Below are 11,481 nucleotides of genomic sequence, written 5' to 3' on the forward strand. Positions count from 1 at the left end.
TGTAGTTTAAAGCATTCCTTTGATGTAATTTTCATTTGTTTCTTGCCCTGAACATCTTGGGAGACATTTTCATTTTCTTTTTAAAGAATTTGCCGAAGAAAGACTGGTCACTGAAATTGAGTTCTTCTGCGATTTGTGTGATCGAAAGGTTTGAATACAGAAGTAGGTCACGGGCTTCCATAATGACCGAATTGGTAATAATGGTCCGTGTAGATTCACCCGAGGCTTCTTTTATAATGCGTGTCAGATAACTTGGGGACACAGAAAGTTTCTCTGCATAAAACTCAACGGCCCGCTCCTTTTTTGAATGCTCGGAAAGAAGGACCAAAAACTGATTGATCAGGTCTTTTTTTCTCCATGTCTTCATATCGATCATTCTTTTATCATTGAAACGGTACATAACCATCAGCTCCAGAAGCAAAGCATTGAAATAATGACTGATAATATCCTTGGAATAATAATTTTCCTGCTCATCAGCGATACGGATCTTATCAATTAAAAACCTGAATGCAGCCCTTTCATTGGCACCGCTGCGTAAAACCGGAGTATTTCTTTCTGAGAAGAAGATGATTTCATTAATGTAATGCATGTGAAGCTGGACATTCTGCTGTACGAATGAATCGTTAAAGACAATACCAGTTGCTTTCAGGAGGGAATTTGTTTTAACGGGATAGAATATCGAATTTGGCGTCACGATCAGGATGTCATCTTTTTTAAGTTTTATCAGTTCAAAATTGATCTGGAAATCCGCTTCACCGTCTGTGATCAGCATAATAGCAGTATTATCCGTCCTGAAAGGATACTGATAATCATTTTCATCAAGACCATAAGTTTCCCTAATGATAAAGAAGTCATTGTTGGTTTTTTGATGATCATCATTCTTATCAAACATTTTGAAAAGATCATGCAGATTATGGAAGACTATATCTTTATGGATCATATGATAGTAATAGGAGTATTAGTAAAGTTACTGAATAAAAGACGGTTCATTTGATATTTCTGGAAATCCTGCATGATGATTTTACTGATGAAAATGATCATGGATTCAAATATCTTTTAAAAAGAAATTTATGATCCTTTCAGTTCGGTGATGATGGGGTGTCGGCGACATCACACTTTCTGATCTTCTCTGAAAATAGTTGGCAGAGATCTGATATCCGGAAACTATGGAAATCAGATCGGCCAAAAACTCGATAGGGCTGGTATAGTGTAGTCTTCCATCACGAATACAGACCATGATCTCGGGAATCATCTCCGTCAACGGGAAAAACAATTTCTCTGTGTACTCTGCAAATTCTTTTTGAGTAATCATATAAATATTTAAGTAAGGATATTTTCTACTTTTTTGGGCATTGTAAATGACATATCTTATGAGCTTCTCTTTCAGGGGCAGATCTTTAATGTCTGACCAGGAAGGAGCCGGAAACTCATTGGTGATCTCCTTAATGATGGTACGGACAAGATTTGTTCTGGTACGAAAATAATAGTGTATTGCCGTTCTGTCCGTATGAGCAGTTTGTGCTATCTGCTGTGTGGTGGCACTGAACCTGCCATCTGTAAACAAAAGATATTTTGCGGTATCCTTTATTTTTTCTTTCGCACCTGAAATAGATAGCGGCCGATTATCCTGCTGTAACATAACTGATCTTCAATTTTGAGATACTTTGTTCTATAATAGAAAACTCCATTTTATACAGTTCAAATAACCATTTAAGATCATTTTCAGAAAATAAGGTTTCAGAAGCTACATATAATAGCTTGAAACTATTATCGAGATACTCGCACCGGCAGTTGGGGATTGTTTCCAGAATATCTTCTCTAAGCCAGAAAGCATCTATTATTATTTTAAATCTAGTCTTAAAAAGTATACTATTTATCATATCTTTTTTATCTGATCAACGATTATGGTATGATCTTCCGGGATTTGCCACCATACTGGTTGATAATGCGAATTTCTTTATTAAAATGTTAAAATAAAAGGTCAGAATACGGTTGAAAATGGTCAAAATCTGAACTAAATCTTTATTGCTGATTCTTTCAAAGAGTATTTCCAGGACCATCAGAAATACAGGATTTTCATTTTCCTTTAAATTTTGATACGATCTGAAATGATAGTGGTGAGCACTGGAAGGAAATGTTTCGTTATAGACCAATATCAGGCATAAACAGACCTTTTATCCTGTATTACCATACCTCAAATTTGCACGGTGAACAATTCTACAGTTGAATTCTCTTAGAGTAAAAATTAATTTTATGATAGTCAAAAGAAAGAATAGTCTTTTTTTGTTAGGAAGCCTGCTGTTGCTTTCAGCGTGTGGTCAAAAAGAGCAACCTACGGTCAAGGCCGCTCCTGTAAAGGTGGGCGTACAGAAAATAGAAACGGTTTCCCGCCCTGAGACATTGTCTTACAGTGGAAATATTCTGGCGGATAACAGTGTGAACATTGGTTTTGGGATTTCCGGCCGTGTTACCGCGGTATATGTTCAGGAGGGGCAGCGCGTATCCAAAGGTCAGCTTTTGGCAGCCATTGAAACCAATGCCTATCAGAATGCCCTGGCCGTTTCCGGTGCAGGAATGGAGCAGGCGCAGGACAATTTCAACCGTCTTAACCAGCTTTATCTTAAAAAAAGTTTACCGGAAAGGGATTATATCGCCGCAAAAGTGGAACTGGCACAATCTAAAGCCAACAGGGATATTGCCCTGAAAAACCTAAGAGACACCAAGCTGTACGCTCCGTTTTCAGGCATCATTTCCCAGAAACTTACCGAAGCCGGAGCCACGGCAGCACCAGGAGTTCCTGCATTTACGATTGTGAAAACCGATAAGGTATATGCCGTTGCATCGATTACGGAGAATGAGATCAGCTCCCTTAAAATCGGAGTTCCCGTTGAGGTTTCTATTCCCAGTCTCGATCGTATGATCCATGGAAATATTACGATTATCAATCCTCAGGCGGATGACAATTCCAGAACTTATACGATAAAGATACGTCTCGACAATCCCGGAGGCCAGATCCTTCCCGGGATGATCACGGATATCAACATCAATACCGGTAAAAGCAAAGATGCAATCATCCTTCCTGCTCAGGCAGTACTCAAAGATGCTGACGGTTCAAGCTATGTTTATGCAGTAAAATCTGCTAAAAATAAGGCCACAGCATTTAAAAAGAGGGTAGAGATGCAAAGCATGGCAGGCGCCAGCGATGTAGTTATCAAAAGCGGACTGGCTCCGGATGACCAGGTCATTATTTCCGGGCAGACGCGTCTGGAAGATGGTCAGCCTGTTAAGTTTTAATTCAAAAGAAATAGAAGAAATGACGAATAAAAAAGTGCATTTTCTGGAAGCTGCGATGAAATACAAGCAGGTAGTGATCGTGCTGGTAGTCTTGTTGATGGTGATGGGGATCAATTCCCTCATGAATATGCCCCGAAGCGAAAATCCACGGATCGAGATTCCCACTGCTGCTGTGTACGCTCTTTATCCCGGAGCCGATGAGCATCAGGTTGAGGAAGAAGTGGCAAAAAAAATAGAACAATACCTTTTCTCCTTTGAAGAGATCAAAAAGAAAAAGGTTAAAGCTGAAGTGAAAGAAGGACAGGTATTTTTCACCGTGGAAATGTATACTGATGTCAAAGACCGTAAGAAATTCTGGCATACGCTTCAGCTTGATATGGATGCGAATCTCCGTTCAAAGCTTCCTGCCGGAGTGGTGGGGCCGTTTATCAACAGTGATTTTGCCAACGTAACGGCAATGATCATCTCCGTATCTTCCAAAGAAAGGACTTACGCTGAGATCGAAAAATATTTGGATAAGCTGGAAGATGGTCTGAAGGTAATCCCTACGGTTTCCAAGATCAACCGTTCCGGTGGGCAGAAACAGCAGATCTACATTAAGATCAACGATCAGAAGCTACAGCAGTACGGTTTTGGAATTAACACATTGGTCAGTGCCATACAACAGCAGAACGTGACCGGATATAATGGAGAAATATCCTCCGGTTCCAATGCGATCATCCCGGTCTTTACCAACAGCCGGTACAAGAATATATCCGATATTGCCGAGCAGATCGTCTACACTACGCCGGCCGGTAATGTAGTACGCCTTAAAGATGTTGCTGAACTTGAAAGACGTTTTGAAGAACCAACTTCATTGGTACGTGCAGGTGACGAAAAGGCAATGATACTGACGGTAGATATGAAGCCCGGAAACAATATTGTGGCTTTCGGGAAAGGAGTGGAACAAAAGATTGAGGATATCCAGAAAAACTTTCCACCGGATATTCATATGAAAACGATCGTAAACCAGCCGGAAGCAGTAGGCGAAAGTATCAGTCATTTCATGGTTGAGTTTGCGATGGCTATAGGCTCCGTAGTGTTGGTCGTGATGTTGTTGCTTCCCATACGGGTGGCCGGTGTGGCTTCTGCGGCAGCGCCCATATCGATCATTATTACATTTGGTCTCATGCAGATCGTAGGACTGGAGCTTCACCAGGTGACACTTGCAGCTTTGATCATTGTCCTTGGAATGGTGGTGGATAACGCCATTGTGGTAGTAGATAACTATATTGAAAAGCTTGATGAAGGGACAACACCATGGACAGCAGCCTGGCAGGCTGCCCAGCAGCTATCTCTTCCGATCTTTACGGCAACGATGGCCATTATATTTGCTTTTGCTCCATTAGCTTTATTTATGGATGGCATTGCAAAAGATTTTATGCTTTCACTTCCTGTCACGGTAGCTATTGCATTGATCACTTCAATGCTGGTCGCCCTGTTCCTTACACCATACACCTGCTATGTATTCATTAAAAAAGGATTAAAGCATAAAGTAAGCGACAGGCCCCTGAAGAAAAATATGCTGGACTATCTTCAGACAGCATTCGATAATGGGGTAGGGCTGGCTTTCAAATGGCCGAAAACAACGATGTTTATTGGCGTGCTGTCAGTGATCAGCGCCATATTCATTGCTACCAAAGTAGATCCGGAGTTTTTTCCGCTTACTGAGCGAAACCAGTTCAATATGGAAGTCTGGATGCCTAACGGAACCTCGTTGGAGAAAACTGAAGTCAAGGTAGAAGAACTTGAAAAGATCCTTAAAAAAGATCGTCGGGTAACTGATGTCACCAGCTTTGTGGGAACGAGCTCACCACGATTTCATACCTCCTATGCACCGGAATCTCCAAAAAAATATTTTGCACAGGTTTTCATTACGACGATCAGTAGCGATGCATCTAATGAAATGGTCAAAGAATACCTGGATAAACTGAAAAACTTTATACCTGATGGTTATATTAAATTGAAGCAGCTCAGCTTTCAGGAAGGTTCACCCATTGATATCCGCGTGGTAAGTGATAATGAATCCGATCAGAGGAAAGTCGCACTGGAGATTAAAAAGATTCTCGAAAATACACCCGGTACGAATAATGTACGTCTGAGCAGTGAATATGATTATATGGGCGTTAAGCTGAATGTAGATGATGTGAAAGCCAATCGCCTTGGTGTAACGAATCAGGCCATTACACAAACACTCGGTACAGGGCTGAAAGGATATTCTGTTTCTACATTGTGGGAAGGAGACAAACCGGTAGATATTTTTCTGAGATATGATTCCATAAGCAGGAAAGATATGAATGCTTTGGAAAACCTGCATATACAGTCTAATTTCGGTGGAAAGATTCCGCTGAAAGAAGTGGCGACCTTACAGCCGGAATGGCACACAGGAGTAATTTCAAGGAGGAACGGCATCAAGTACGTCAGTGTATTGGCAGAAGCGCAACTTGGCCCCAAGCCGTCAAGAATCCTGAAAGAAGCGCAACCAAAAATTGAGGCGCTTGCGCTCCCGGCGGGCACGACCATCCAATATGGAGGAGATGCGGAATCAACAGCTGACAACAGCCCGGGAATGATGCTCTCGCTTTCTGTCAGCCTTATCTTGATTTTCCTTACGCTGCTGTTCCAGTTCAAGAGTCTGGGGAAAGCGCTCATTATCCTGTGTACCTTTCTTCTGAGTCTCTTCGGAGCCTTCTTCGGACTTTTCATTACCGGAAATCCATTGGGGATGACAGGCTTTATGGGAATCATCAGTCTGATAGGCATCGTTGTAAGGAACGGGATTATCCTGGTAGATTATGCCGATGAACTGATTCGCGATCATGGGTACACACACAAAGCGGCAGCGATGGCAGCTGCCAAACGAAGAATGCGTCCGATATTCCTTACCTCAGCTGCTGCGGCTGTAGGGGTGGTTCCGATGATCCTTGGTAAATCTCCGATGTGGGCACCTTTGGGAAGTGTGCTTGCCTTCGGGCTGATCTTCTCCATGATCTTTACGCTTTTCATTGTTCCGGTAATGTATTACAAGCTTCTGAAAGATCCTGTACCAAAAGATGAAACCCCTGAAGATCAATTGGACGATGAGGTCATTTTATATAAGCCAAAACCTCATCACGAATAATTACAATATCAATTTTTTAACCGGTTGTCCTGTATAGATCCTTGTTCATAATATCAGTCATTTAGTGTTACAGGACAACCTTTATATAAAAAAAATGAAAATCATATACGATACGATATCAAAAATAGTTATGGTGCTGATGTTCACGGCGGCAATAGGCTCTCAGGCGCAAGAACGTGTGGTTTCAGTGGATGAAGTCAAAAATCTGGCATTACAGAACAATAAGAAGATCAAAAAAGCACAACAGAATATAGAAGCCGCCAAAGCTGCCAGAACGGCTGCGGAAACAGGAGGAAAACCCACTTTGGACGGAAGTGCTGGAGGGTATTATATTTCCAAACCGCTCTCAAACCTTGTGCCGGAAGTAATTGGAAGCGCCAATTTGAATGCTACCCAGGTTCTATATGCCGGTGGGAAAGTAGAAACCGGGAAAAAGATCTCTTCAGCGGCAGTCGATCTGCAGATGGCGCAGAAAGACCTTACCAAAGAGGAGGTAAAACTTTCTGCGGAAAGCATGTATTGGCAAATTGTAAATGCCAAGGAAAAGATAGCACTGGCAAAAGAATACATCAAACTCTTGGATCAGCTGCATACCAATGTGAAGAATTCCTTTGATGCAGGATTGACATATAAAAATGATCTATTGAAAATAGAAGTCCAGCAGAACGAGGCACAGCTCAATCTCAAACGTGCAGAAGATGGCCTTAGCATCACCAAATTAAATCTTGCCCAAATTACAGGACTTCCCAATTCCGATTTTGATGTGGAAGATTCTGTAAGCGGCAGCTTCAACGGTATTTTAGCAGATAATCAGGTACAGCCAACAAACCGTCCTGAATTATCCATTCTTGCTAAAGCAGTAGAAATGAATGAACTTCAGGAAAAATTACTGGATGGAGACCGAAAGCCGACGGTAGCTCTTTCGGGAATTGGTTTCACGAGCTTTGGTAAAAATATTAACCCTGTCAACCTGAAAAATAATATGCAGGGATTCATAGGAATGTTGTCTGTGAGCATTCCGATCTATGACTGGGGGGCAAGAAAAGAGAAAGTGAAAGAACAGCAGTATAAAACCAATGCTCAGAAGCTTGAAATGGAAGAAACAAGTGAGCTACTTGTTCTGGAGTTACAGAATGCAGTTATGCAACTCAATCAGTCTGTTAAACGTATTGAGCTTGCTGAAAAATCTCTTGTCCAGGCGACGGAAAATCTACGTTTGAATCAGGACAGATATGATGCCGGAACCGTTTTAGCAGAGGAAGTATTGAAAGCCCAGGTTCTTTGGCAGGAAGCTAAATCTGAAATTTTAGATGCCAAGGCAGAATATAAGATCAATGAGGCTAAATACAAAAAAGCTTCAGGGACAAATGTTGAGTATTAAATAATTTAGAAAGGTATACATCTTCATTGATCTGGTTTAAAACTCTTTTATTCTTAACATGGGCTTCTCAAATTAGAAATATATTTATAATTGGCTAAAAGTCATCAGAATAATCTCGCAAAGCCAGTGATTTGCGAGATCTTTTTTCTGATGCGATCTGGCATGAAATGGCTTGGAAAATGCCTGCCCAGTTGGTTTTAAAGAAACTAGGCTTTTAATAATTTCTTTAAAAAATATTTGTCAGTAACATTTAAGGCATTTTTATAAGGAAAGTGAGGATTTAAGCTTAGATTGGTTTGATTTTCTTAATTTTGAACAAATGAAAGGCAAGGTCAAAAGAATTGTGTCGGAATTTAACAGCGAGCTTAAATTACAAGGATTCAAGGCGTTTCAAATAGAAGAGGAAGATGCTGATATCCGGGTATACAGCAGAAAAGAATTCTATAAAATCTGCCTGACAACAGGCAGAAGCAAAATCCATTATTCAGATAAAAGCTTTGAGCAGGAGGGAACCATCCTGTTTTTTGGTAACCCTCACATTCCTTATTCCTGGGAATCCATTTCTAGGTCTTATGTTGGCTACGCTATTCTGTTTTCTGAGGAATTCTTTAAAAATTCAGAACGGTCTGAAAGCCTTCAGCAATCGTCATTCTTTAAGATTGGAGGTACGCCTGTCTTGAAGATCACAACCGAACAACGCGAGTTCCTCATTAAGATTTTCCAAAAAATGATTGCCGAGCAAGAAAGCGGGTATGTATACAAAGATGAGCTGATTAGAAATTATATCAGCCTGATCATACATGAATCGCTAAAGCTGGAACCTTCTGAAAATTATGAAAAAAACAAGAATGCTTCTTTACGGCTGACTTCTGTTTTTATAGAGCTGCTTGAAAGGCAATTTCCGATTGAAACGGTAAATACGCCGCTAAAGCTAAAAAACGCACAGCATTACGCGCGGCATCTGCATGTGCATGTCAATTCTTTAAATCGTGCTGTAAAAGAGACCACCGGAAAATCAACAACCGCACACATCACAGAACGTATTGTTACCGAAGCCAAAGCTTTACTGCTGCATACTGATTGGAGCATCTCAGAAATTGCCTATTCGCTCGGGTATGAATATCCTACTTATTTTAATAATTTCTTTAAGAAACAAACAGGAACTAATCCTAAGACATTTCGTTTAGGCGATGTTTGATTTTCTTAGTTTTTGGTTTGATTATCGTTAACGGTTAATTCTCTGCCATTTCTAATTTTGTGTCAGTAATCACTTTAAAATAAATAGAAATGGAAGGAAATAACAATCAGAATTCAAGAAGGAAATTTATTCAGCAAACGGCTTTGGCCGGCACTGGTTTAATGCTTATTAACCCTTTACAGATCTTAGCAAAAAATAATCAATCAAAATATATGGGTAAAAATATAAAATCAAGAGGCTTCGCAGGAAAAGACGAAAGCGGAAAACTTGAAAGCTGGAATTTTGAGCGCAGAGTAGTGGGCGACAATGATATTTTAATTGAAATTAAGTTTTCAGGAATCTGTCACTCCGATATTCATACCATCAAAGGACATTGGGGAAAACAGCCTTATCCACAAGTTCCGGGTCACGAAATCGCAGGAATTGTAACAGCTGTAGGGAAAAATGTAACCCAATTTAAAGTAGGTGATAAAGCGGGCGTTGGTTGTATGGTTAATAGCTGTATGAAATGTGAAAGCTGTAAGAACGGCGAAGAACAGCACTGTGAAAACAATGAAACGGTGCTCACATACGGCACACCGGATAAAACATCGCCTTCGGGAATTACGCAAGGTGGCTATTCCAACAATATTGTGGTAACAGAGCATTTTGCCATAAAAATTCCGGAAAGCATTGACCTGAAGTATGCGGCACCACTGCTTTGTGCGGGAATTACCACGTACTCGCCCATGATGAAGGTCAATTTCAAGAAAGGTGACAAAATTGGAGTAGTCGGCATCGGTGGTTTAGGACATCTCGCTGTTAAATTAGCAGTGTCCAAAGGCGCTGAAGTCTATGCTTTTACCACTTCACCTTCAAAATTAAATGACATTAAAAGTTTCGGTGCAAAAGAAGTGATCGTTGTGAAATCGGCGGAAGATTTAAAGCCTTACAAAGGGAAATTGGACTTTATGATTTCTACAGTTCCATATGCGTATGATATGTCACCCTACATCGATTGTGTGAAAAAGTACGGTTATTTTACACAGGTCGGGCAGCCTGTCAACGGAGAATTGACGATCAATAATTTTAATATGATCTTCAATCGGGTCAACTTTAACGGCTCGCTGATTGGCGGAATTCCTGAAACACAGGAAGTGATGGATTACTGCGCGGATAATAAGATCTACCCGCAAATCCAGATTATTAAGGCCAGTGAAATCAACGATGCTTGGGACAGAGTCGTGAATAAAGAAGCGCGCTACCGGTATGTGATTGATGCAGCAACATTTTAACTTAGGCAACATTTTGAATCCGTATAATTACAAAATCTCAAACCGTTTAATCTAACTCCCTAAAGATGATAAATGAGGTGTTTTTGAATACAATGCAATGTACCTGATAAATCTGGGGCTCAACGCAAATTTTGGTAAATTTGATTTTACTGCAAGGAATAATGATATTTTCAAACAAACGGACTACATTCAAAACTGACTTCTGAAAAAATGTACAGTCATCAGACTGCCTATTGGTCGGTTTTCCCTTGATTTTTCGTGCCCATTTTTAAATTTTACGAATGGGTCACGAAGTAAGATATAAAAATCGTGACCTATTTTGATTTTTTTTGATACTTGCGCTAAAACAAAAAACGCTGTAAACATTGATGTTTACAGCGTTTTAGCTTATTTTGGTTTCCCAACTGGCGGAGAGTGAGGGATTCGAACCCCCGGACCTGTTACAGTCAACAGTTTTCAAGACTGCCGCAATCGACCACTCTGCCAACTCTCCCTGAACTCCGGTGATACCGTCGTTTTCAGTGGTGCAAATATAAAATCATTTTACGTTAATGCAAAATATTTCTTTCATAAATTTTAAGAGACTACAATAAGGTGTTAAAAACCAGGTGGATTTTTTGAGATAGGATGTAAGGTTTCAGAGGTTGGACATAGATTTTATAAGTTAGATGAGAGATGATAGACGGGGATCTTGAATTTTAGATTATAAATTTTAGATTTTAAATTATGAATTTTGGATTTTGAATTTTGACGAATGTTGAACATTAGGTATAACGCTTTTCTTTCCAGTCTTGATCTTTTGTTTCTTTTGTATCAAGGCAAAAGAAAGGGAGAGAGAAGTCGATTTCATAGTTTAGATGAGAGATGATAGACGGAAATCTTAAATTATAGATTATAAATTTTAGATTTTGAATTATGGATTTTGGATTTTGAATCTTGACGAATGTTGGACAGTAGGTATAACGACTTAGGAAATAAAGGCGTTAAAAAATAAAGACTGTGAACGTTAAGAAAATTCTTATGTTCGAAGCGCGGGAATAAAAAATACAAAGACAGTGCACATAGCTAATCCGCGCAAGTTTAGAATTTTTAGAGAACAGCATTTATTTTTAGCCTTTCTTTCCAGTCTTGATTTTTTGTTTCTTTTGTATCAAGACAAAAGAAAAGGGAGAGA

7 protein-coding genes and 1 tRNA gene are annotated in these 11,481 nt (G+C 40.0%); 5 read left to right on the plus strand and 3 right to left on the minus strand.

Going from position 1 to position 11,481, the window contains the following annotated elements:
• Positions 1-31: 31 nt before the first annotated feature.
• Both QE404_RS05055 and QE404_RS05060 read right to left on the minus strand, forming a co-directional pair.
• Positions 32-940, minus strand: a complete 909-nt coding sequence (locus tag QE404_RS05055) for a helix-turn-helix domain-containing protein (RefSeq protein WP_307447344.1) — start codon at positions 938-940, stop codon at positions 32-34.
• 105 nt (positions 941-1,045) lie between these two features.
• The gene (locus QE404_RS05060) at positions 1,046-1,639 is read right to left on the minus strand and encodes a TetR/AcrR family transcriptional regulator (protein WP_307447347.1); all 594 of its coding nucleotides are present in this window, start codon (positions 1,637-1,639) and stop codon (positions 1,046-1,048) included.
• Between the two features lie 614 nt (positions 1,640-2,253).
• On the opposite strand from QE404_RS05060, the gene QE404_RS05065 reads away from it, so the two are divergent.
• The 5 genes from QE404_RS05065 to QE404_RS05085 all read left to right on the plus strand — a co-directional run bounded on the left by QE404_RS05065 (position 2,254) and on the right by QE404_RS05085 (position 10,307).
• Positions 2,254-3,294, plus strand: a complete 1,041-nt coding sequence (locus QE404_RS05065; protein WP_307447350.1) for an efflux RND transporter periplasmic adaptor subunit — start codon at positions 2,254-2,256, stop codon at positions 3,292-3,294.
• Positions 3,233-6,454, plus strand: a complete 3,222-nt coding sequence (locus QE404_RS05070) for an efflux RND transporter permease subunit (protein WP_307447353.1) — start codon at positions 3,233-3,235, stop codon at positions 6,452-6,454. The genes QE404_RS05065 and QE404_RS05070 overlap by 62 nt, the downstream gene beginning before the upstream one ends.
• A 94-nt stretch (positions 6,455-6,548) precedes the next feature.
• Entirely contained in the window at positions 6,549-7,835 is a 1,287-nt protein-coding gene (locus tag QE404_RS05075; protein WP_307447355.1) for a TolC family protein, read from the plus strand.
• A 319-nt stretch (positions 7,836-8,154) separates the two neighbouring features.
• Positions 8,155-9,033 (plus strand): helix-turn-helix domain-containing protein, encoded by an 879-nt coding sequence (locus tag QE404_RS05080; protein ID WP_307447358.1) that lies wholly within the window; start codon positions 8,155-8,157, stop codon positions 9,031-9,033.
• An 89-nt stretch (positions 9,034-9,122) separates the two neighbouring features.
• Complete coding sequence (locus QE404_RS05085; RefSeq protein WP_307447360.1) at positions 9,123-10,307, plus strand: NAD(P)-dependent alcohol dehydrogenase; 1,185 nt, start codon at positions 9,123-9,125, stop codon at positions 10,305-10,307.
• Between the two features lie 405 nt (positions 10,308-10,712).
• Here QE404_RS05085 and QE404_RS05090 read toward each other — a convergent pair.
• A tRNA-Ser gene (locus QE404_RS05090) sits at positions 10,713-10,800 on the minus strand.
• Positions 10,801-11,481: the final 681 nt, after the last annotated feature.

This window comes from Chryseobacterium camelliae, assembly GCF_030818575.1.
Taxonomy (GTDB): Bacteria; Bacteroidota; Bacteroidia; order Flavobacteriales; family Weeksellaceae; genus Chryseobacterium; species Chryseobacterium camelliae_A.